Here is a 22,328-nt window from a genome sequence, read left to right on the forward strand (position 1 = left end):
GCCATAACTGGGCCCTGCGGAATTGAATTCTCCCTTGTTTCTGCCATGTTCGCGCCCAACAGCAGACTTGGGACATGTCTGCGACATCGATTTGGGGCCCGTCCGATTGCAACCTCGCGATCGGGGGCGCGCGTTAGGGGACAGCAATGGCAAAGCCGGCAGTGGTTGTGGTGGGCGCGGACAAGGGTGGGGTCGGCAAGACCACGGTGTCGCGCACCCTGCTCGATTATTTTTCCGCCAACAACGTGCCGACGCGCGCTTTCGACACCGAATCGCCGCGCGGAACCCTGAAGCGCTTCCATCCTGACATCACCGAGATCGTCGACATGACGACGACGTCGGATCAGATGAAGATCTTCGATACGCTCAACGCGACGAGCCCGTCGGTCACCGTGATCGACGTCCGGGCCGGCCTGCTCTCGCCGGCGCTCGCCTCCTTGCGCGACATCGGATTCCTCGACGCCGCCAAGGCCGGCCAGATCACCTTTGCCGTGTTCCACATCCTCGGACCCTCGATCGCCTCGCTGGACGAGATCGCCGAGACCGCGGGCTTCATGGGCGGCGCGAAATATTTCCTGGTGAAGAACTTCATCAACGATACTCAGTTCTTCCAGTGGGATCAGTCGACTTACCAATCGTATTTCAACCGCATCAAGGACGCGACCGAGCTGACCATCCCCAAGCTCAACGAAATGGCCTATGAGCAGGTCGAGGTGTCCTCCGTCCCATTCCTGAAATTCGTCGCCAACAAGGGCGTCAACGACGAGGCCGCCAACTACTCCTTCGTGCTGCGTGGTTATGTCCGACACTGGCTGGCGAACGTCTGGAGTGAGTTCGATCGGATCCGGCTGACCGATATCGTCGGCTCGACGAAATCCGGGGCCCGCAACAGCGAAAAATAGTTGCGCAAGCCGGGCGGATACGGCTGGATTGGTCGCCAAGTTCGACTGATATAGCTATCGATGTCCGCAACGCCCCTCTACATCATTTGCTCGCCCCGCCCGCAGGTCGGCAAGACCCTGCTGGCGCGGCTTTTGAGCGAATTTTTGCTGCTCAAGAACGGCAACGTCGTGGCCTTCGACGTCAACCTGAAGGAGCCGTCGCTGCTCGACTATCTGCCAACGATCACCGAGACCGCCGACGTGATCGACACCTACGGCAAGATGCAGCTGATGGATCGTGTCATCGTCGATGACGGGCTTGCCAAGGTGATCGACCTCGGCTTCCACGCCTTTGACGAGTTCTTCAAGATGACGGAGGAGATCGGCCTGTTGAAAGAGGCTGCGCGCCGCCACGTCGCGCCGATGATCCTGTTCGTCGCCGACACCGACCGCGTCTCGGCCCGCGCCCACGAGATGCTGCGCGAACAGATCCCGCGGATCAACCTGATCACGGTGGACAACGAGCACATCGTGCGCGGCGAGCTGCCGGAAGCGATGGCCGGCGGCCGGCTGCTGCGGCTGCCGGCGCTGCCCGGATTCCTGAAGACCTATATCAGCCGCCTGAATTTCTCCTTCACCGGCTATCTTCGCCAGGAGAAGGATGCCTCGACCGAGCTGCACCAATGGACCCGGCGCAATTACCTCGCCTTCCGCGAACTCGAGCTCAGCCTGATCCTGCAACGGTCCTGAATATTTTACCCGGATAATATTGACGCCGAGCGACGTTGCGGTTACTGAGTGTACGCACCATCGTTCCTCAGCAAGGCCTCTTCACCGTGAGCATCGACCGTAAAGCAGCAATCGCCGCCTATAAGGAGCGGAAGACCGTTGCCGGCATCTACGTCGTCCGCTGCGCGGCCTCGGGCGAGGCCTGGGTCGGCCAAGCCTCGAACCTCGAGACAATCCAGAATCGCATCTGGTTCTCGCTGCGCCAGGGTAGCCACACCTGCCGTAGACTCCAGACTGCGTGGAACATGCACGGTGAGGCAGGCCTGACACTCGGCGAATGCGAGCGGCTGAAAGATGAGGCGAGCGACTATGTCAGGAATGCGCTCCTCAAAGAGCGCATGCTGCATTGGCTGTCGGAGCTAAAGGCCGAGCCGATCTGAACGTCGCCAGCCGTGCCGTGCCCTCAGTGCCCCTCGAACGTCATCAGCGTGCGCACCGGCACGTCCATCGCGCGCAGCTTGGCGGCGCCGCCGAGATCGGGCAGATCGATGATGAAGCAGGCGGCGACCACATTGGCGCCGATCTGGCGCAGCAGCTTCACCGCACCTTCCGCGGTGCCGCCGGTGGCGATGAGGTCGTCGACCAGGATCACACGCTCACCCGGCTGGATGGCGTCGACGTGCATCTCCATCTCGTCGATGCCGTATTCGAGAGAGTAAGCGATCCGCACGGTGGTGTGCGGCAGCTTGCCTTTTTTCCGGATCGGCACGAAGCCGGCCGAAACCTGGTGCGCCACCGCGCCACCGATGATGAAGCCGCGCGCTTCCATGCCAGCGACCTTGTCGATCTTGTTGCCGGCCCAGGGATTGACGAGTTCGTCGACCGCACGGCGGAACGCACGCGCATCTGCGAGCAACGTGGTGATGTCGCGGAACAAGATCCCGGGTTTCGGATAGTCCGGGATGGTGCGGACGCTCGCCTTCAGATCATGGTCAAAAGTCATGGTGCCTCTCAATCAGCGCGACGCATCCAGGCGGAACGCGTTCTCGACAATTCGTAAGCCCACCTCGCCGCTCAGCGACATCAGCGATTCCGGATGGAATTGCACGCCGGCGACCGGCAGGGTCTTGTGCTCGAGCGCCATGGCGACGCCGTCCTCGGTGCTGGCGGTGACGGATAGCACCTCCGGCATGCTGTCGCGCTCGACATACAGCGAGTGATAGCGGCCGATGACGATCTCGTTCGGCAGATTGCGCATCAGCCGCCCGCCACGTACCTGAACCCGCGAGGGCCGGCCATGGGCGGGATGCGTGAGCTGCCCGAGCTCGCCGCCGAAATACTCGCCGATCGCCTGGACGCCGAGGCAGACGCCGAACACCGGCAGCTTGTCCTCCAGCGCCGCGTCGATGGTCTTCTTGATCCCAAAATCCTCGGGCCTGCCCGGCCCTGGCGACAGCACCAGCAAATCCCACCGCTTCTGCTTGAGCATGTCGAGCGCATGCACATGGCGGACCACGGTGACGTCGGCGCCGACCTGGCGGAAGTAATCGGCCAGCATATGGACGAAGCTGTCGTCATGGTCGATCAGCAGTACCCGCTTGCCGCTTCCGGTGGCGTCGGGCGCAAAGGCCGACAGCGGCTTCGGCGGATCGCCGCGCAGCGCCTGGAACAGGGCCGCGGCCTTGACCTGGCATTCGCGGTCCTCGGCGGCGGGATCGGAGTCGAACAGACAGGTGGCGCCGACACGCACTTCCGCGAGGCCCTCCTTCATCCGGATGGTCCGGATGGTGAGGCCGGTGTTGATGCTGCCGTCGAAATTCACCGCCCCGATCGCGCCGGCATACCAGCGGCGGGGCGAGCGCTCGTGATCCTCGACGAACTGCATCGCCCAGAGTTTTGGTGCGCCAGTGACGGTGACGGCCCAGGCGTGGGTGAGAAAGGCGTCGAGCGCATCGAAGCCGGGACGCAGCATGCCTTCGACATGGTCGACGGTGTGGAACAGTTTTGAATAGGTCTCGATCTGCCGGCGCGCCAGCACCTTGATGGTGCCGGGAACGCAGACGCGCGCCTTGTCGTTGCGGTCGACGTCGGTGCACATGTTGAGCTCGAACTCGTCCTTCTCGGAGTTCAGGAGCTGGCGGATCTGCTCGGCATCGCCGATCGCATCGGTACCGCGCGCGATCGTCCCCGAGATCGGGCAGGTCTCGACCCGGCGTCCGTCCGAGCGCACGAACATTTCCGGAGAGGCCGAGACGAGAAATTCGCCCTCGCCGAGATTCATCAGCGCGCCGTAGGGCGACGGATTGATGACACAGAGCCGCTGGAACACTTCCGCCGGCGAGCGGTCGCAGGGCTCGGCGAAGAGCTGCCCCGGCACCGCCTCGAACAGATCGCCACGCGCAAAGGCAGCGCGCGCGGTCTCGACAGTGGCCTGATATTCGCCGGGGGCGTGATCGGCAAAACCCTGGCGCGGTGTCTTGAGGTAGGGGCTCTCGGCGGTCTCGTGCGGCAGGCCCGCGGTGGACTTGCCCTTCCACGCGAAATCGTATGTGAGCACGACGCCGCGGCCGGTGGCGCGGTCATAGGCGAGCAGGCGATCGGGGACGTAGAGCACGATGTCGCGCTGGTCGCTCTCGCGCGCGCGCTTCTGCACGAGGTCCTCGATCTGGAACACGAGGTCGTAGGCGAAGGCGCCGAACAGGCCGAGCACGCCGTCGTCATTGGCGGAGAAAGCGGCGACGAGATCGCGCACCAGCGACATCACGCTGGCGCGCCGCGTGCGCTGGTCTTCGTCGATCGGGGCTTCGCCGCGGACGATATGACCCGCAAGGCGCGTGGGCGTCGTCTCGGAGATCACGACGCAGGGCTCGCGCAAGACATCCGCAAGGAAGGCGATCAGGACCTCCCCGCGCGCGTTCAGCGCTTCCAGCTTGAAATTGACGCCGGTGGTCTCGAGCTTGAGCGGCGGATCGGAGAAGCCGAGGTCAAAACTCTCGTAGCGGCCGGGCACGGTCGTCCCCGACGACAGCACCACGCCGCGGCGACGGTCGAGCAGGCTGACGAGATCGTCGAGCCGGTTGGCGCCGCCGGAAAACTGTTCCGCCACGCGCGTGATCGCAAGCCCTGCGCGGGTCACGTAGTCGCTTCGAGCCGGAAGGGCAAAGACGGTCCTGTTCATGGGGTCCTCTTACGAAACTTGTCGAGGGAACGCCACACAGGACAAACGATCAGGCCGCCGCACTGCGTGGGCGACCTCAGACGATTTTGGGAGAATAAATCGCACCGGCCACCTCTCAGGAGGTGCGCCACCAAAGACGGGATGGGCGGACGGCGGTGCTCATGGGCGGATACTCACCATGGCGCGGGGACGACGTCAAGGCTGGCTGGGCTGGCTGCTCAACGCCGATCACCACAGTCGTCCCGGCGAAGGCCGGGCAATTGCGCACCAGGCCGGGGCGACACTGAAATGGTAGCGCGACTGGCGCAGCACACCTACCCCAGATGCTTCCTGAAAAACTCCGTCGCCCTGCCCCAGGCGAGCTCGGCGGCTTCCCGGTCGTGCACGGCCTGGCGCTGCTCGTTGACGAAAGCGTGCTCGGCGTCATAGCGGAACAGCTCCAGCGACTTGCCGGCGGCCTTCATGGCCTTTTCGAAACCGTTGACCAGCTCCGGCGTGCACCAATCGTCCTTGTTGGCGAAATGGGCCTGAAGCGGGATCTTGACGTCGGCGGGCTTGGCCGCCTGCTCTGGCGGGATGCCGTAGAACACCACGCCGGCGGCGAGCTCCGGCACATGCACCGCGCCGATGATGGTGACGGCGCCGCCGAGGCAGAAGCCGGTCAGGCCCACCTTGGCGCCGTTGCGCGACAGATATTGCGTGGCGCCGCGCACCGTCTGCGTGGTGGCGTCCATGAAGTCGAGCGAGTTCATCTCTTTGCCGGCGGCGTCGGTGTCGTGATACGGCACCACCTTGCCCTTGTAGAGATCTGGCGCCAGCGCATCGAACCCGGCCAGCGCGAAGCGGTCGCAGAGGCCCTTGATCTGGTCCGAAAGGCCCCACCATTCTTGGATCACCACCACGCCCGGCGCGTTGCCGCGCGCGGCATTGGCGAGATAGCCCGATGCGTCCTTGCCGTCCGGGCGCTTGAAGGTGATGGCGGTTCCCATGGTGTCCTCCGACGAGTTTTTGGGGAGCGGTTGGCGGCATTTTGGCGTTTGAGCGGGCGATAGGCAATCGCGCCTGACAACACACTCTCGTGCCCAACAAAAAAGCCCCCTTGCGGGGGCCTCTTCATTCTCGCCTCGGGCCCCTCAGTGCGAGTCTGCCCAGACCTTCTTCTTGGTGAAGTACATCAGGCCGGCGAAGATGATCAGGAAGATGAACACCTGGAAACCGAGGCGCTTGCGCGCTTCCATATGCGGTTCGGCGGTCCACATCAGGAACGTGGTGACGTCCTTGGAATACTGCGCGACCGTGGTCGGCGAGCCGTCGTCATAGGTGACCTGGCCGTCGCTGAGCGGCTTCGGCATCTTGATGGCGTGGCCCGGGAAGTACTTGTTGTAGTAGGAGCCCTCCGGGATGGTCACACCTTCGGGCGCCTTGTCCTCAAAGCCCTGGAGCAGCGCCGAGACGTAGTCCGGACCCTGCTCCTGATACTGGGTGAAGAAGTCGACGATGAACATCGGGAAGCCGCGGCCGTAGGAACGCGCCTTGGTGATCAGCGACAGATCCGGCGGCGCCGCGCCGCCGTTCGCCGCACGCGCCGCCTGCTCGTTCGGGAATGGCGAGGGGAAATAATCCGCCGGCCGGCCCGCGCGTTCGAACATGTCGCCGGCGTCGTTCGGACCATCCTTGACCTTGTAGTCGGAGGCGAAGGCTGCAGCCTGCGCGACCGAATAGCCGGGACCGCCGGCTTCCGCGAGATTGCGGAAGGCGACGTAGGACAGGCCGTGACAGTTGGCGCAGACTTCCTTGTAGACCTTCAGGCCGCGTTGCAATGCGCCGCGATCGTACTTGCCGAACGGACCGGCGAACGACCATTTGTTGCCCGGCGGCTTGTCGCTGCCTTCGGAGGCGCGCGCGCTGTCGGCTGAGCCCGTAAACAACGCGCCCGCCAGCGCAAGCACGATCGCGCTCGACACCATCGGCGTCGACCTGCTCCCGGTTTTGGCCAGGACGGCATCCGAGATCGAGTTCGGCACCGGACGCGGCTTCTCGATCCGCGAGAGCAGCGGCAGCACGATCAGGAAGTAGGCGAAATAGCAGAACGTCAGGACCCGGCCGGCGATCACATAGATGCCTTCCGGCGGCTGCGCGCCGAGATAGCCGAGCAGGATGCAGACCGCGACGAAGATCCAGAAGAACTGCTTGGCCAGCGGACGGTACTTCGACGACTTCGTCCTGGCGGCGTCGAGCCAGGGCAGGAAGCACAGGATGATGATCGCCGAGAACATCCCGATCACGCCCGCGAGCTTGTTCGGGATCGAGCGCAGGATCGCGTAAAAAGGCAGGTAATACCATTCCGGCACGATGTGCGGCGGCGTCACGCCCGGGTTCGCCGGAATGTAATTGTCGGCGTCGCCGAGATAATTCGGCATGTAGAAGATGAACCAGGCGTAGAGCAGCATGAAGCAGGAGACGCCGAACATATCCTTGATGGTTGCATGCGGCGTGAACGGAACAGTGTCCTTTTCCGTCTTGGGCTCGACGCCATCAGGGTTGTTCTGGCCGGAGACATGCAGCGCCCAGACGTGGAGCACGACGACGCCCGCGATCAGGAACGGCAGTAGATAGTGCAGCGAGAAGAAGCGGTTCAGCGTCGGGTTGCCGACCGAATAGCCGCCCCACAAGAGCGTCACGATGCTCTCGCCGACATAGGGGATGGCGGAGAACAGATTGGTGATGACGGTGGCGCCCCAGAAGCTCATCTGGCCCCACGGCAGCACGTAGCCCATGAAGCCCGTCGCCATCATCAGGAGGTAGATGATGACGCCAAGGATCCACAGCACCTCGCGCGGCTCCTTGTAGGAGCCGTAATAGAGGCCGCGCAGCATGTGGACGTAGACAGCGACGAAGAACATCGAGGCGCCGACGGCATGCATGTTGCGCAGCAGCCAGCCGTAATTGACGTCACGGACGAGCAGCTCGACCGACTTGAAGGCGAGGTCGGCATGCGGCGTGTAGTGCATCGCCAGGATCACGCCGGTCAGGATCTGGATCCCCAGCATGAAGGAGAGGATGGCGCCGAAGGTCCACCAATAGTTCAGGTTGCGCGGGGTGGGATAGACCACGAAGGAGGAGTGCATGAGGCCGAGGATCGGCAGACGTCGCTCGATCCATTGCAGGGCCGGATTGCTCGGCTGGTAGTCGGATGGTCCGCTCATGATGCGATCCTGAGGAAATAATACGACGAGACGGCGCGAAGCTTCGGACGAGGGCCCGAAGCTCAGCCGATCTGGATTTTGGTGTCGGAAACGAACTGGTACGGCGGCACCGGCAGGTTCGCGGGCGCGGGCCCCTGGCGGATGCGGCCGGACGAATCGTACTGCGAACCATGGCAGGGGCAGAAGAAGCCGTCGTAATTGCCTTCATGGGCGATCGGGATGCAGCCGAGATGGGTGCAGATGCCGATCACGACCAGCCACTGCTCATGGCCGGACTTGACCCGGGCCTCGTCGGACTGCGGATCGGGCAGGCTCGCCACGTTGACGGCGCGCGCCTCGTCGATCTGCTTCTTGGTGCGGTGGCTGATATAGATCGGCTTGCCGCGCCAGAACACCTTGATGTCCTGCCCCTCGGCAACCGGGCTGAGATCGACCTCGATCGGCGCACCAGCGGCGATGGTCGACGCATCAGGATTCATTTGGGAGATAAAGGGCCAGAGCGCGGCTGCACCCCCTACTGCTGCAGCTGCCCCCGTTGCAACGAATAAGAAATCACGGCGTGTCGGATGGTCCGCCGAAGACGCTGTCGTCACGATTCCAACCCTTTCTTCTTATGCAGCCGGCGGAACCGCTCCGGGAGCCCCCAAGGTCCCCGGAACAGCCTGCCGGCGCCCGCGGCCCCCCCGCGGCGGCAGAACTTCGCGTGCCCCCACCAAAACAAGGCGAAAACAGCAGTCCAGAATCGTTCTATTGGCACCCTTGCCGGGCGAGCGCAAGCCCGCTATCGGCGCGGGAGCGTGCAATGCACGAATTCCGCGGCCAGCGATGTTTTATTGAGACATTTCCGGCCCGCACCGAACCCGGCACCGCCCATGCAGATAGCGCTTTTCCAACCCGACATCCCCCAGAACACCGGCACGATTCTCAGGCTCTGCGCCTGTCTGGGCATGGCCGCCCATATCATCGAACCGGCGGGCTTCCCGGTCTCCGACCGGCATTTCCGCAGGGCGGGAATGGACTACCTCGATCAGGTCAGCATCGTCAGGCATGACTCCTGGTCAAAGTTCGAGCAATGGCGGGCGGCGCAAGGCGCTCGCCTGCTGCTGTTCACCACCAAGGGGGCGACCGACTACCGCGATTTCCGTTACCAGACGGCGGACATCCTGCTATTCGGGCGCGAGAGCGCCGGCGTCACCGAGGCGGTGGTCGAGGCGGCGGACGCGCGGCTGGTGATCCCGATCGCTCCGGGGCTGAGGTCGCTCAATGTCGCCATGACCGCGGCGATGGCCGCAGGCGAAGCGCTGCGGCAGCTCCGGAACCCGCAAGTTTAATATGTTGAGGTATGTTGAGGAGAGACGGTTGAGTTACGCGGTCAAGGAAATCTTCCTTACCTTGCAAGGCGAAGGCGCCCATGCCGGGCGCGCGTCCGTGTTTTGCCGTTTTGCCGGCTGCAACCTCTGGAGCGGGCGCGAGGCCGACCGTCAGGAGGCCACTTGCAAATTCTGCGACACCGATTTCGTCGGCACCAACGGCACCCTCGGCGGTCGCTATGGCTCGGCCGCGGAACTCGCAGACACCATCGCCGCGCAATGGACAGCCTCCACCGAAGACCGCTATGTGGTGCTCACCGGCGGCGAGCCGCTGCTCCAGGTCGATACCGCGCTGGTCGACGCGCTCCATGCCCGCGGCTTCGAGATCGGCGTCGAGACCAACGGCACCATCGCCCCGCCCGAGGGGCTCGACTGGATCTGCGTCAGCCCAAAGGGCGGCAGCGATCTGGTGATCCGGCGCGGCCACGAGCTGAAGCTGGTCTATCCGCAACCGCTCGCCATGCCGGAGGCCTTCGCGGATCTCGCCTTCGAGCGCTTCTCACTGCAGCCGATGGACGGGCCCGAGGTCGCCCAAAACACCGCGGGCGCCATCGACTATTGCCTCAATCATCCGCAATGGCGGCTCAGCGTGCAGACGCATAAGTCGCTCGGTATCAGATAGGATTGGTTTTCGAACAGATGTGGGAATTGACGAAATCGTTTCGCTTCGAGGCGGCGCACTCATTGTCGGGAACGACGTTCGGCGCGGCCAGCGAAGAGATCCACGGCCACTCCTTCCGCGCCGAGGTGACGCTGCGCGGCACGCCCGATCCCAAAACCGGCATGGTGGTCGATCTCAGCCTGGTCCAGCGCGCCATCGAGGATGTGCGCATGACGCTGGATCACAAGTACCTCAACAAGATCGAGGCGCTGGGCACACCGACGCTGGAAAACCTCTCGCGCTTCGTCTGGGAGCGGCTGGCCCCTATCGGCAAGCTCACCCGCGTCAGCATCCATCGCGACAGTTGCAACGAGAGCTGCACCTATTACGGTCCGCAGGGCTGACGGAATGACATCCACATTGGACCCGAGCTCGATCGAAGACCGCAAGACGCGCGCACGCGCCTGGTTCGAAGCCTTGCGCGACGACATCTGCGCGAGCTTCGAGCGGCTGGAGGACGATGCCCCCGAGAGCCTTTATCCCGGTGAGGCCGGCCGCTTCAAACGCACACCCTGGCAGCGCACCGATCATACCGGCGCGGCCGGCGGCGGCGGCGTGATGTCGACGATGTCCGGCCGCCTGTTCGAGAAGGTCGGCGTGCATTGCTCCACCGTGCACGGCGAATTCGCACCAGAGTTTCGCGCGCAAATTCCGGGCGCGGCGGACGACCCGAAGTTCTGGGCCTCCGGCATCTCGCTGATTGCGCATCTGCGCAATCCGCACGTGCCGGCGGTGCACATGAACACGCGCTTCGTCGTCACCACCAAAGCCTGGTTCGGCGGCGGCGCCGATCTTACGCCGGTGCTCGACCGCCGGCGCACGCAGGACGATGCCGATAGCATCGCCTTCCACGCCGCAATGAAACAGGCCTGCACGCAGCCGAACGGCATCGCCGATTACGACAAGTACAAGAAGTGGTGCGACGAGTATTTCCACCTGCCGCACCGCAAAGAGGCGCGCGGCATCGGCGGCATCTTCTACGACTGGCACGACAGCGGCGACTGGGACGCTGACCTCGCCTTCACCCGGGATGTCGGCCGCGCCTTCCTGAAGGTCTATCCCGACATCGTGCGGCGCAATTTCGCGACAAGCTGGACCGCGGAGGATCGCGAGGAGCAATTGATCCGGCGCGGCCGCTATGTCGAGTTCAACCTGCTCTACGACCGCGGCACCATCTTCGGTCTCAAGACCGGCGGCAATGTGGATTCGATCCTGTCGTCGCTGCCCCCGGTGGTGAAATGGCCATGACGACGATGAAGCCCGCAATGAGACCGCTGCCGCGCGCCATGCTGATCGACATGGACGACACCATCCTGTCGGCCTATGCGCGGCCCGAGATCGCCTGGAACACGATCACAGCGGAGTTCGCCGAGGAACTCGCGCCGCTGCCGCCGCAACTGGTCGCGAGCACCGTCCTGGCCTTCGCGAAGAATTTCTGGGCCAATGCGGACGCTTCCTGGCGGATGAAGCTCGCCGAGGCCCGGCATCTCACCGTCAAGGGCGGTTTCGCCTCGCTCGCGGCCGCCGGTCATCGCGCCCTGCCCGACGACCTCGCCATTCGCCTGGCCGACCGCTTCACCGCCTATCGCGAGGAGGAGATGTTCGTCTTCCCCGGCGCGCATGACGCTATCGACAGGCTCAAGGCGCTCGGCATCAAGCTCGCATTGGTGACCAACGGCGCCGCGGACACCCAGCGCGCCAAGGTCGAACGCTTCGAGCTGGCGCACCGCTTCCACCACATCCAGATCGAGGGCGAGCACGGTTTCGGCAAGCCCGAGGAGCGTGCCTATCTGCACGCGATGGAGGCGCTCGGCGTCACCGCCAAGGACACATGGATGATCGGCGACAATCTGGAATGGGAAGTCGTGACGCCGCAGCGTCTCGGCATCTACTCGATCTGGATCGACGTGCATGGCGACGGCCTGCCCGAAGGCTCGATCGTCAAGCCCGACCGCATCATCCGCTCGCTGACAGAACTGGTGCCGGACTGACTGCAATCGGAGTGCGCAAACAAAAACGTCGAAAACAACCCCATGCACAGTAGACGGCCGCAGCAAAATCAAGGACTTGCGGCGAGCGCAAACTGCGGATCTGACGAAATCATTTGCGCCGTCGGGCAAAACAGGCGCATGGTGTCATGGTCGCGACGCACGGGACGGAAGAGCCCTTGTGCCATCCATCGAACAGGCACCATTGCCTCTCGTGATGGGATCGCTCCGGCCTAAAGCTCTCTGATCGACGTTTCAGCAGTCTGGCCGGCGGATGCGCGCTACCGCAACACATCCACTGACCGAGTAGCCCGTGATCGGCATGTCATGCCGGTTTGCTAGCTTCGCCGTCAATCAACCCGAAAGGACCATCTATGGAACTAAAAGCCGGCGATATCGTCATGCTGAAATCCGGCGGGCAGCCGCTCACCGTCGCGGACGTGAAGGGCGAGGACGTGATCTGTCTCTGGATGGGCGCGGAGGGCGATCTGTTTCGCGAGACGCTCCCGCTTGCGGTGCTCGAGCACCTGGAAGAGCTCGAGGATGAAGACGACGAAGACGAGGAGTAAGCGCGGCTGAGGCCGCGTCCTCATTAGGTCGGGGTGCTCGGCTCCGCCCAACTTGGTGTCCGCTCCTCTGTCCATATCGGCACGAGAGCGGACATCGCTGGATGCTCGAACGTCAATCCAACGGAACGTTCAAACTGGTCCCTTTGGTGATGATGCCGCCACGGTTACCGATCTCGATCGAGCCATAGCGCTGCTTGAAGCAATCGGGCAACGGCCGGTCTCCCTCCATGCTGAGCCAAAGGCGCAATAAATGACGCTTCTGGCCTGCATCGGGCCAATCGCGGAATCCGGTCCGGTCATGCAGCAAGGCATGATTGTAAACGAACTGCATGTCGCCCGGCTGAAGCCGCATGCCGAAATGCAGCGCGGGATCATTTGCGAGCGCGTCAAAGAGATCGAGCGCCTCGACGTGAGCCGGCGTCAGTCTCGGCGCATCGGGAAAGCGCTGCGCACTATCGATATACTGGCGCTGATAGAACCCGGTCAGGAACCCCGCATGCCAATTCAGCACCGGGATTTCAAGATATGGCTTTTCGTTCTCCGGCACCTCGCCCCGTCGGTCCGTCGCGATCGGATCAAACAAGAGAGCCGCAAGATCGGGACGTCTGTCAAACATCTCGTTGTAGATTGTCGTCGTACTGACAAGGAGAGAATCCCCTCCCTCCATCGCCTCGCGAATGCATAACAATCCAACCACGTCGGACGAATCCGTGTGGAATGTTTGCCGTTCCGAGGTTTGATAAATTCGGGTGTTCGGATCCTTAGCATCGGCGCCGGTGTCACGGACGTGACCGAGAATGTGGCCCGCTGCATTCTGAGACCGCGCCGATCCAAGATGGGCGCCCACTCCGCAAAAGATCGTAGCGGCGAACTCCTGGCTATAGTTTGCCACCGGGAGGCCGCGGATGACTTCAAAGCCAAGGCCAGCCAGGAGCGTTGTCTTAAGCTCTTCCAAATGCGCGCCGAAGCGGGGAAGCGGAAAGCTTGCCTTCGTGATCTCGGCGATTTTTTTGTTTCTGCCAAGATACGTTTCGGCCGCACCCTCAAGTTCCGCGATCTCGCCGGCCGCAAGCGATATCAACCATCGATCGGGATTGGCTTTCATCTCAGCGCCCCGCCAGGCAGACGGGATATCGACCTTCCCTGGAGGGCGATGGATCCCGCCGGGCACTGAGACCACATTCATAGTGTTGGTTCCTGAGGGAGATTGAACGTCAGACATCGGCGCGGACGATCGACGATATTGTGCCGACCGCTTGTTTGCAACTTGGCTGAGGCGCAGCCCTGAGCCGAGTGCATCGCCGCCTACAACGGGTGCGCTCGCTTGACGAGATCCGTTCCGGGCAGTTGGCGATCCGCTTCCGCCAAGGGGATCGGTTAACAACATGGCCTCTCGTGCGATCGATCAAAGCCCGGGAAAAAATGGCATCAGCCGGAACGTTCGCGAAGCTGGCTGAGTTAAAAGCCATACGCGTCGCGCTGTGGTCATAGCCGCACCGCGCGCCCGATAAAGGCCCTGCACGAAGCGAAACCTACTCTGCGGCGTGCTTCGCAGCACGGCCGCGCGAGGATCGCGATGTACACGACGGCGATATACGATGAGCTGAGGCAGATCGAGCGCGACGTCGTCGAAGGAGAACGCCGGCTCGCCGAGCAGGAGGCGCTGATCATCGAAATGAAGCGCCAGAACGAGGACACAACCAAAGCCGAAGGCGAACTTGAACGGATGCGCATGGAGCAGCGAGGTCGCGATCAGGATCGGCAACGTCTGCTCTCACGGCTGCAACCCTGAACAACTGCTCCCCATCAGGCTGATCCGCCAAAGGCGTCGCGTTCCTGAGCCGTGGGCTACGGTGACAGTTGCCATTTTCGGTCAATGACGATACAGCGGTTCAGATCAGCAAATCATGATGCGCAGGTAGAATCGCTTGGTGCGGGCTGTTGGTGCCGTGATCGTCCGCGTGTCCGTTCAGTGCATGAGGGACGAGCTTGACGTTGAACCCGAGGCCTTCTTCCTGACCGGGCGGAACGTGCGCATCCAGCGGATGATTGAACTCTTTCAGTCCGACTATCTCGACGAAAGCAGAAGGAGCTACGCCGCTATCGAACCGGAATACCGGTCCCTGGTCTGCGCCGCCGGTTTCGAACGCAGCCTTGGCCGCGTGTGCGTCGTCGGCGATTGCTGCAGATTGCGCAGCGTGCTGCGAGTTACCGTGGTCCACGGTGGCTGGTTCTGCTGTCTTCACGGTCCCAGCAGCCTGCGAAGCCGAAGAGGGATGCTCGGCGCCATCGCCGGCGCCGTTGCCCGGTTTGCCTCCATGTTCCGTCGATTCCGTGCTTGCCGCCTTTGCAGATCCTGGCTCCGAAGCGCGTTGCGAGTTGCCGTGGCCCGCGCTGGCGGGCGTTGCGGCGGCCGGATCGATCGCTGCTCCGTCCGGCGGGCTTGCAGCGGCTGAGTGCCCGGATTTTCCGTGTTCCGCGCCGTCTGGTTCTGCCGTTGTCGCTGGTGTTTGCGCGCCTTCGGAAGCCGAAGCGTGATGCTCGCCACCACGGTCGGCGGCGTTGCCCGCTTTGGAGCCAGCTCCAGTCGATTCGCTGGCTGCCGCCTTCGAAGATTCTGGTTCTGAAGCGTGCTGCGCATTGCCGTGACCCGTGCTGGCGGCCGTTGCGGCGCCCGGATCGATCTCGGTTGCGTCTGGTGCGTTTGCAGCGGTTGAGTGCCCGGATTTGCCGTGTTCCGCGCCGTCTGGTTCTGCCTTCTGCGCTGCCCCTCCCTGAGCCTCCGGGTCCTTATCGTGATGCTCGGCGCCATTGCCGACGCCGTTGCCGGGTTTGCCCCCATCTTCCGTCGACCCCGTGCTTGCCGCCTTTGCAGATCCTGGCTCCGATGCGTGCTGCGGGTTGCCGTGGCCTGCACCGGCGGCTATCGCGGCGCCCGGATCGATCTCGCCTGCGTCTGGTGCGTTTGGGGCGGCGGAGTGCCCGGATTTGCCGTGTTCGGCGCCGACTGGGTCGGCCTTCTTCGCTGGCCCTCCCGGAGCTTCCGAAGCCGAAGCGTGATGCTCGGCGCCATTGCCGACGCCGTGGCCCGCTTTGGAGCCAGCTTCAGTCGATTCGTCGGCTGCCGCCTTTGCAGACCCCGGCTCCGAAGCGTGCTTCGAGTTGCCGTGACCCGCGTCGGCGGCCGTTGCGACGTCCGGATCGGTCTCGGCTGCGTCCGGTGCTTTTGCAGCATTTGAGTGCCCGGCTTTGCCGTGTTCCGCGCCGTCTGGTTCTGCGTTCTTCGCTGACCCTCCTGGAGCGTCCGAGGCCTTATCGTGATGCTCGGCGTCATGGCCGACGCCGTTGCCCGGTTTGGAGCCAGCTTCAGTCGATGGGTCCGAAGCGTGCTGCGAGTTGCCGTGCCCCGCGCTGTCGGCGGTTACGACGCTGGGTTGGCCGATCTCGTTGGGCCCCGTCGGCGAAACGCCGTTGCCCGCATTGATCGGACCACTGTTCGATGCGACATTTGCGACTGCCGGCGCCGTCGCGCTATGAGCAAGCTCGATGGATGATGCGTGAGCCGACGCGGCAGATGCAGCATCGCTCTCTTCCGTTGCATCCGCCGACGCGTCGCTGGAGCTTCTGAGCCTCGTCGGCGCTCCCAAGCCGGTCCGGGTCTGCCCGAAATGGAAACCCGAGCCGTTGTTGGCCAGAAGGGCCCAGGCTCCAGCCGTCCCGAGCGTGCTCTCGCTCCCCTCGATACTGGTTTGGACATGATCCTTCGTCAGAGCGGCCTCATCGGTTGCGATCGCCGGTATCAGCGCGGCTTCGAGCTGCTCCAAGGTGGTCGCAACAGCCGCGCCATCTGGCTCGGAGCCGACATCCGCCTCCGCAACGGCCACGATCCCCTCGAGATGGATTTCCAGCAGGCCGCGATCGCCGATATCAAGGATATGATCGGTCGCATTCACATAGACGATCGTCTCGTTGCTTGCGGAGTCGTAGACCCAGGCGAGTGTATGTGGCGGTATAGACTTGGTTGCCGCCGTCATGTGCAGCCAGGCAAGCGCTCCGAAAGCCGCAAGATTGATCCTGCCCGGCCCAGATGCGAAATCGAACACGGCGTCGGAAGAGGTCGACTTGAACTGGTTAGACTCGGAGTCAATCGGGGAGCGATAAACAATTTTTTCAACGTCGCCGCCCCCGCCGACACCGGCATCGTGACCAGGGTCCGCGCCAACAAATTTATGGAGATTGTCACCCGCATCGCCCGGGCCCTTTTCGCCCAGAGCGCCTTCAGCGAGGTTGCCGTTTCCAGTGGTCACAGCGGCGAAAGACAGGCGGACATCGTGCGAAAGGAAACCCGGGGCTGAATTGTCGTCATGATTGGCGGCAGCATGGGTGATCGCGGCCAGTTTTGTGGTCGCACTCTCTTCAGTGACGGCCAGGATGCTGTCGATCGACGCTTGACGAAGGTCATGCGCGTGGGCGGCGAGATGGGGATCCTCCAGTGCGTAGATCAACGCACCGGTGAGAATAGCAAAGTTGCCATACCCTCCATGCATCGACATCGCATTGGAAAGAAGCCGCGGGAATTGATGTTCCGGGGCCGGGTCAACTCCGACCTGTATGTCGTTTGCTCCTCGCAGTAAGGGCACGGGAAGATCGGGCGCGCCCGATCCAGCAGGAGCGTGGTGCGTCCACGCTTTCGCGCCCCCGGATTGCTCGGCCGCGCGTAGCGCTTCCATTGCCGCCGCCGGGTTGGTGATTTGGGCGGCCTTGGCGAACAAGTCTCTCTGAGCCTGCGTGGGCGGCTCGCCGGATTCCCAGACGACGAGGTGCCGGAGAATCCCTTTTTTCCAGGGCTCGTACCCCGCGTGCTCGTCCACGTGGCCGACGCCGTTCTCATCCGGGAAGATGTCGTTCGCTTCCGACGCCTTGAGTTCGTCCGCAATTGCGAGCGCCAGAAATGCCAGGGAGAGCGCGGCCAGACCGGAGGGCCGTTGCAGCAATGCGATGGTCGCGAGCACAGTTCTGTTGGTGATCTCAAGCTTCTGGAAAATATTGTACAGGTGGACCTTGACCGTCCCGTCGGAAACGTTGAGCTGACGCGCGATCTCCTTGTTCGACATTCCTTCCGCCACGAGTCGTGCGATTTGACGTTCCCGTTGCGTCAACAGCTCCAGCATCCCTTCGACTTTGCTATCGCCGTCCGCCTCCTTGCCGGGTGCGGAGAGATCGGACTTCTCCAGTGCCACGCCGCTCTTCGTCATCAGCCGCAGCGATCGCAGCATCGTGGCGGGAGAGGCATACTTCGAAATTGCGCTGCAGGCGCCGGCTGCGATGGCTGAAGTCAGATCGTGGTCGGTATCGGACTCGGTGAAGAACACCAGGCGCGTGGAGAGCTTCTCCGCCTTCACAATCGCGAGGATCTCGGAGACCGTCAGATCCGGCACCTTGTCGGCAAGAAGCGCGACGTCAGGTGTCAGCTTCCGAATTGCTTCGAGGCAGCTTGTCCGATCGCTGGACGATGCGACAACGTCGAAGTCCGGCTGCGTCCCGAGGACCGACCTCAGTCCCTGCAGAACGATCGGCTGTGGATCGACGATCACGAGCCGGATGGGCTTGAGTATCCCCTGCCTGGCGGACGTGTCCAACATCGACTTTGGCCCTCGGCCCGGTCCCCTATGTCGTTCGCCATATGGCCGTGCCCGGGTGGGATATTAAAATCAAAAAAGGCCTGGCGGTTCCAGAGCCTGACCCAGATTTGGACGCGATGCGAGTGAAAAATATGTCCTTTGACCCGATGGCCGTTGCGGTCGACTGGCTTGATGCCTATCGCGCGGGCGATATCGAAGCGATTTTGGAACTTCATGCCGAGGACGCCGTGGTCCACTGCGGCTGCGCCGGCAGCCAAACCATCACCGGCCGCGAAGCACTTCGTGCCTATTGGGTCGATCACCTCCGGAAATATCCGGCAGGCACGTTGGATGATCTCAATCCCTGGCGCAACGACGGCACCATTATCTCGTACCTCACCAGTGCTGGCGTCATGAGTGCACTTTTGGCATTTGACGCCGCCGGCAGGATCAAGGAACTGGACTGCAGTCCCTCACACTAGACCCGCGGCGTGAACCAAACTGGCAGCGGGACAGCGCCACATCCGATTGATTAGATGAGCTGCCTCGCCGCAGCCGAGATCATCACTACGCCGCCGGTGATCACCGCGACGTCGAGGATCGCGGTGTGGATGTGCACCGGCATCCGCTCGACGAAGGCTTTTGCCAGGAACGCGCCGGGGATTGCGATTGCTCCGATCAGCAGCGCAAAGGCGAGCACCTGTGCGGTCACGGCGCCGGCGAGGCCGAACACCGAGATCTTGATGAGGCCGGTGCCGAGCGAGATCATGGCATCGGTCGCGATCACGGCCGCGCCTTCCAGGCCCGCGGCCATCAGCAGCGACAGCAGGATCACGCCGGAGCCGGAGGTGCCGCCGACCAGCACGCCATAGCCGACCGAGCCGGCCGCAAGCCCAGTGTCGCCGATCTTGACCTGGCGGCGGCGGAGCACACGGCGCAGCGGCACGCTCAGGATCAGCATGGAGCCGATCACCAGCGCCGCGCCCGCATTGGTCAGCCGTGTGTAGCCGTAGGCACCAAGCGCTGTCGTCAGTGCCGCACAGGCCAGCACGATCAGCGCGCGGCGGCGATCGGCATAGCGGAGATAGGCGAGCGCGCGGCTGGAATTGGTGAAGATCGCGGAGATCGCGATGATCGGCACCACCGGTTCGGCGCCGACGAGAGGCACCAGCACCAGCGGCATCAAGGCGCCGGTGCCGTAGCCGGCGAGACCACCGATAATCGAAGCAAACAACGCCATCAACGCGACCAGCAGGAGCTGAAAGATCGAGATGTCGGCGAAGCCTGAAACGATGGTCACGTTCTCTCATCGCGGCTGACGCGTGCCGCAGCTTGATCGGCGATGGAAGCGAGTGCGGCTTCCTCTAGGGGAAAATCCGCCGCAAGCCAAGCGTCCTCCGCGAGCGTCAACACATGTCCGAGCGAAGGTCCTTCCGCCATGCCGCGCGCGATGAAGTCGGCGGCGCGAAGCGGAAATTTCGGCGCAATCCAGCGCTGCGGCAACTCGGCGAGCGCACCCCATCGCGATGAGCTTACGTCACCGCCGGCTCTCGCCCAGCCCAGCAACACGCGATCGTGATAGCGCTCCGCACCGAGCCGGTAGAGCAATCGCCGCGCATCGGCTTCGCCCTTGGTGGACAATCGCCACCAGCGGTGCCCCATCGAATCCAGCGCCTTGGTTTCCGCATTGGAGAGCCTCAGGCGCGTGGCGACGCGCTTGGCGTCTTCAGTCACCGCGACCGTCAGCGCGGCTAGGCGCCGCGTGCTGCTTGCGGTGAGGCCGAGCTCGCGCTCGATCGCGATCATCGCCGCGAGCGGTCCGGTGTAGACCACGCCGCCGGTCAGCGCCTGCAGCAATCCGCCATCGGCCATCGCAAGCGCGGCGGCGGACGCGCCGGGAGCGACCAGAAGCTTCAGCGTCTCCATGCGCAGCCGCTCGGCCGAGAGGCTCGCGAGGCCGGCGCGTCCCCGGATGCAGGCGAGATAGCCGTCGCGGTCGGGATCGCCGGCGCCGAAGGCGGCGTGGATGCGGAAGAAGCGCAGGATGCGCAGGAAATCCTCGGCGATGCGCTGGTCGGCATCACCGATGAAGCGCACGCGCCGCGCGGCCGCATCCGCGATGCCTCCGACGTAATCGTGGACGACGCCGTCGGCATCGACCGAGAGCCCGTTCATCGTGAAGTCGCGGCGCTCGGCGTCCTTCACCCAGTCGCGGCCGAACGCGACCTTGGCCTTGCGGCCGAAGGTCTCGGTATCCTCGCGCAACGTCGTGACTTCGTAAGGTTGCCCGTCGATGACGAGGGTGACGGTGCCGTGGTCGATGCCGGTCGGCACAGCCTTGATGCCGGCAGCTTTGGCGCGCCGCATCACCTCGTGCGGGAGCGCCGTGGTCGCGATGTCGATGTCGCCGGGGACGAGGCCGAGCAGCGCGTTGCGCACGGCGCCGCCGACAATCCGCGCCTCCTCGCCATCCGCATTGAGCAATTGCAGGACGCGCGCGGTGCCACCCGAAATCAGCCAGGGCGCATCGGCGAGCATGGGCACCGCGCTCATCGGCCGGCCCTATCTTTCCACGCCCGGCACGAGCTTGCCGTTCTCGACATGGGCGGGGACATAGGTCGAATCCGGTGCGGCGCCGGAGAAATGCGCAAAGCCGATCAGCCCGGCGATCACCAGCACGAGCGCCGCCAGCATGAGACGCGCGACGATGGTGATCGGCCAGGACGATGCCACGAACAGGCCGGAACGCGTGGCGGCCAGGAACAGCGCATAGACGGCAAAGGGAACGAGGAAGATTCCGATCTCGGTCAGGATCGGCCGGATCATGATGAATAGATCCGTTCGTAAAGCACGCGCAGCATGCCGGCCGTCGCGCCCCAGATGTAGCGTTCGGCAAACGGCATCGCGTAGTAGGACCGCTCCATGCCGCGGAATTCCTTGCTGTGCACCTGGTGGTTGGCCGGGTTCATCAGGAAGGATAGCGGCACTTCGAACGCATCATCAACCTCGGAATGGTTGATCGTCAGCTCAAAACCCGGGCGCACCCTGGCCACCGTCGGCAGGATGCGGAAGCCGAAGCCGGTGCCGTAGAGATCGAGATAGCCGATCGGCTCGACGAAGTCGCGCGACAGCCCGACCTCCTCCTCGGCCTCGCGCAGCGCCGCATCGAGCGGCGAGCGGTCGGTCGCGTCGATCTTGCCGCCGGGGAAGGCGATCTGGCCGGCATGGTCGTTCAGATGCGCCGAACGCTGCGTCAGCAGAATGGTCGGCTCGGGATGATCGACCACCGCGATCAAGACCGCCGCCGGCCGCACCGGCTGCTCGCGCGCGATGATCTCGAGCATCTTGTCGGTGCCGGGATCGCCCGAGGCCGGAATGATGTTGGGATCGTAGAGGCCGGGCGGAACGTCGAAGCCGAGCCGCGCGGCGGAGCGGGCGAAGAAATCCGCCGCACCGATCACGGCGGGATCGTTCCTGGAGATAGGCTTGTTCAAAGCGCGGCCCTCACCTGCTCCGCATCGGCCATGGCGAAGAACTCGCCGGCCGACTCGACACCGAACATCGGCTGGCCATCGACCATCCGCTCCTCACCCATGTCAACCAGATCGTAATAGAGCGCGCGGGTGACCTTGGCCCAGAGCTCGGCGCGGATATGCAGATAGGGCGTCAGCCCGCCGTCCTTGGCCTGCTCGAAGCGCAGCCGGTGCGCCGCATCGCAGGTGACCCAGTCGTCGACATTGGTGCGGAAGCGGAGCACGCGATGGTTGGCATCGCCGTCCTTCTGCATCTCGACCGCCATGAACGGCGCGTCGTCGACGCGAATGCCGACCTTCTCCACCGGCGTGACGAGGAAATGCTTGTCGCCTTCGCGCTTGAGGATGGTCGAGAACAGGCGAACCAAGGCATGACGGCCGATTGGCGTCCCCAAATAGAACCAAGTACCATCTGACGCGATTCGAATGTCGAGATCGCCGCAAAACGGCGGATTCCACAAATGCACCGGAGGCAGGCCCTTTTTGGCGCCTTCGGCATCGGCAGCAGTTTTGGCAGCGGCAGTCAGCCCCTCAAGACCGCGATCGGCGCTCTGCCCTTGGTTCGCCATGGTTTGCCCTGACTTTGTCATTT

General features: G+C 63.7%; 23 protein-coding genes. 11 read left to right on the forward strand and 12 right to left on the reverse strand.

Going from position 1 to position 22,328, the window contains the following annotated elements; translation table 11 throughout:
- Positions 1–146 precede the first annotated feature (146 nt).
- The 3 genes from RX329_RS33840 to RX329_RS33850 all read left to right on the forward strand — a co-directional run bounded on the left by RX329_RS33840 (position 147) and on the right by RX329_RS33850 (position 2,050).
- Positions 147–902: a hypothetical protein gene (locus RX329_RS33840; protein WP_018454934.1), complete on the forward strand. Its 756-nt coding sequence runs from the start codon at positions 147–149 to the stop codon at positions 900–902.
- Between the two features lie 60 nt (positions 903–962).
- Entirely contained in the window at positions 963–1,631 is a 669-nt protein-coding gene (locus RX329_RS33845) for a hypothetical protein (protein WP_018454935.1), read from the forward strand.
- Positions 1,632–1,717: 86 nt separating this feature from the next.
- Positions 1,718–2,050: a GIY-YIG nuclease family protein gene (locus RX329_RS33850; RefSeq protein WP_018454936.1), complete on the forward strand. Its 333-nt coding sequence runs from the start codon at positions 1,718–1,720 to the stop codon at positions 2,048–2,050.
- A 23-nt stretch (positions 2,051–2,073) separates the two neighbouring features.
- Here the strand turns inward: RX329_RS33850 and RX329_RS33855 are convergent, their stop codons facing one another.
- The 5 genes from RX329_RS33855 to petA all read right to left on the reverse strand — a co-directional run bounded on the left by RX329_RS33855 (position 2,074) and on the right by petA (position 8,587).
- A complete protein-coding gene (locus RX329_RS33855; RefSeq protein WP_007595035.1) occupies positions 2,074–2,613 on the reverse strand; it encodes an adenine phosphoribosyltransferase in 540 nt (179 codons plus the stop codon).
- A 12-nt stretch (positions 2,614–2,625) separates the two neighbouring features.
- Positions 2,626–4,788, reverse strand: coding sequence for an anthranilate synthase component I (locus RX329_RS33860; RefSeq protein WP_085361326.1), 2,163 nt, complete (start codon positions 4,786–4,788; stop codon positions 2,626–2,628).
- A 314-nt stretch (positions 4,789–5,102) separates the two neighbouring features.
- Positions 5,103–5,777: a dienelactone hydrolase family protein gene (locus RX329_RS33865; protein WP_008134159.1), complete on the reverse strand. Its 675-nt coding sequence runs from the start codon at positions 5,775–5,777 to the stop codon at positions 5,103–5,105.
- Positions 5,778–5,921: 144 nt separating this feature from the next.
- Positions 5,922–7,994, reverse strand: coding sequence for a cytochrome b/c1 (fbcH, locus tag RX329_RS33870; RefSeq protein ID WP_085352639.1), 2,073 nt, complete (start codon positions 7,992–7,994; stop codon positions 5,922–5,924).
- 62 nt (positions 7,995–8,056) lie between these two features.
- Positions 8,057–8,587, reverse strand: a complete 531-nt coding sequence (petA, locus tag RX329_RS33875; RefSeq protein ID WP_026232845.1) for a ubiquinol-cytochrome c reductase iron-sulfur subunit — start codon at positions 8,585–8,587, stop codon at positions 8,057–8,059.
- 279 nt (positions 8,588–8,866) lie between these two features.
- On the opposite strand from petA, the gene RX329_RS33880 reads away from it, so the two are divergent.
- The 6 genes from RX329_RS33880 (at position 8,867) to RX329_RS33905 (ending at position 12,582) form a co-directional block, all read left to right on the forward strand.
- Positions 8,867–9,325 carry a tRNA (cytidine(34)-2'-O)-methyltransferase gene (locus tag RX329_RS33880; protein WP_018454940.1) on the forward strand — a complete coding sequence of 153 codons (459 nt, stop codon included), beginning with the start codon at positions 8,867–8,869 and terminating at the stop codon, positions 9,323–9,325.
- A 28-nt stretch (positions 9,326–9,353) separates the two neighbouring features.
- Positions 9,354–9,986 (forward strand): 7-carboxy-7-deazaguanine synthase, encoded by a 633-nt coding sequence (gene queE / locus RX329_RS33885; RefSeq protein WP_018454941.1) that lies wholly within the window; start codon positions 9,354–9,356, stop codon positions 9,984–9,986.
- Between the two features lie 17 nt (positions 9,987–10,003).
- On the forward strand, positions 10,004–10,369 hold the full coding sequence (locus tag RX329_RS33890) for a 6-carboxytetrahydropterin synthase (protein ID WP_317246458.1): 366 nt from the start codon (positions 10,004–10,006) through the stop codon (positions 10,367–10,369).
- Positions 10,370–10,373: 4 nt separating this feature from the next.
- Positions 10,374–11,273, forward strand: coding sequence for an oxygen-dependent coproporphyrinogen oxidase (gene hemF, locus RX329_RS33895; RefSeq protein ID WP_317244904.1), 900 nt, complete (start codon positions 10,374–10,376; stop codon positions 11,271–11,273).
- A complete protein-coding gene (locus tag RX329_RS33900; protein ID WP_317244905.1) occupies positions 11,264–12,016 on the forward strand; it encodes an HAD family hydrolase in 753 nt (250 codons plus the stop codon). Before hemF ends, RX329_RS33900 begins: the two co-directional genes overlap by 10 nt.
- Before the next feature lie 371 nt (positions 12,017–12,387).
- Entirely contained in the window at positions 12,388–12,582 is a 195-nt protein-coding gene (locus RX329_RS33905; protein ID WP_317244906.1) for a DUF2158 domain-containing protein, read from the forward strand.
- A gap of 112 nt (positions 12,583–12,694) precedes the next feature.
- Here the strand turns inward: RX329_RS33905 and RX329_RS33910 are convergent, their stop codons facing one another.
- Complete coding sequence (locus tag RX329_RS33910; protein WP_317244907.1) at positions 12,695–13,768, reverse strand: TauD/TfdA family dioxygenase; 1,074 nt, start codon at positions 13,766–13,768, stop codon at positions 12,695–12,697.
- A gap of 390 nt (positions 13,769–14,158) precedes the next feature.
- Between RX329_RS33910 and RX329_RS33915 the strand changes: the two genes are divergently transcribed.
- Positions 14,159–14,374, forward strand: a complete 216-nt coding sequence (locus RX329_RS33915) for a hypothetical protein (protein WP_018454947.1) — start codon at positions 14,159–14,161, stop codon at positions 14,372–14,374.
- Positions 14,375–14,474: 100 nt separating this feature from the next.
- Here RX329_RS33915 and RX329_RS33920 read toward each other — a convergent pair whose 3' ends face one another.
- Positions 14,475–18,224: a LuxR C-terminal-related transcriptional regulator gene (locus RX329_RS33920; protein WP_317244908.1), complete on the reverse strand. Its 3,750-nt coding sequence runs from the start codon at positions 18,222–18,224 to the stop codon at positions 14,475–14,477.
- A 41-nt stretch (positions 18,225–18,265) separates the two neighbouring features.
- On the opposite strand from RX329_RS33920, the gene RX329_RS33925 reads away from it, so the two are divergent.
- On the forward strand, positions 18,266–18,685 hold the full coding sequence (locus RX329_RS33925; protein WP_240543334.1) for a nuclear transport factor 2 family protein: 420 nt from the start codon (positions 18,266–18,268) through the stop codon (positions 18,683–18,685).
- Positions 18,686–18,735: 50 nt separating this feature from the next.
- On the opposite strand, the gene RX329_RS33930 is transcribed toward RX329_RS33925, so the two are convergent.
- From RX329_RS33930 to RX329_RS33950, 5 genes are read right to left on the reverse strand one after another with little or no spacing between them, the layout of a single operon-like run.
- Positions 18,736–19,503, reverse strand: coding sequence for a sulfite exporter TauE/SafE family protein (locus RX329_RS33930; RefSeq protein WP_085352646.1), 768 nt, complete (start codon positions 19,501–19,503; stop codon positions 18,736–18,738).
- Complete coding sequence (locus RX329_RS33935) at positions 19,500–20,756, reverse strand: CCA tRNA nucleotidyltransferase (RefSeq protein ID WP_317244909.1); 1,257 nt, start codon at positions 20,754–20,756, stop codon at positions 19,500–19,502. Before RX329_RS33935 ends, RX329_RS33930 begins: the two co-directional genes overlap by 4 nt.
- A 9-nt stretch (positions 20,757–20,765) precedes the next feature.
- Positions 20,766–21,029, reverse strand: a complete 264-nt coding sequence (locus RX329_RS33940; protein ID WP_317244910.1) for a DUF6111 family protein — start codon at positions 21,027–21,029, stop codon at positions 20,766–20,768.
- Positions 21,026–21,697, reverse strand: coding sequence for a CoA pyrophosphatase (locus tag RX329_RS33945; RefSeq protein ID WP_027568565.1), 672 nt, complete (start codon positions 21,695–21,697; stop codon positions 21,026–21,028). Before RX329_RS33945 ends, RX329_RS33940 begins: the two co-directional genes overlap by 4 nt.
- The gene (locus RX329_RS33950; protein ID WP_018454953.1) at positions 21,694–22,305 is read right to left on the reverse strand and encodes a DUF1285 domain-containing protein; all 612 of its coding nucleotides are present in this window, start codon (positions 22,303–22,305) and stop codon (positions 21,694–21,696) included. Before RX329_RS33950 ends, RX329_RS33945 begins: the two co-directional genes overlap by 4 nt.
- Positions 22,306–22,328 lie beyond the last annotated feature (23 nt).

The organism is Bradyrhizobium sp. BWC-3-1, from assembly GCF_032917965.1.
Lineage (GTDB): Bacteria > Pseudomonadota > Alphaproteobacteria > Rhizobiales > Xanthobacteraceae > Bradyrhizobium > Bradyrhizobium canariense_D.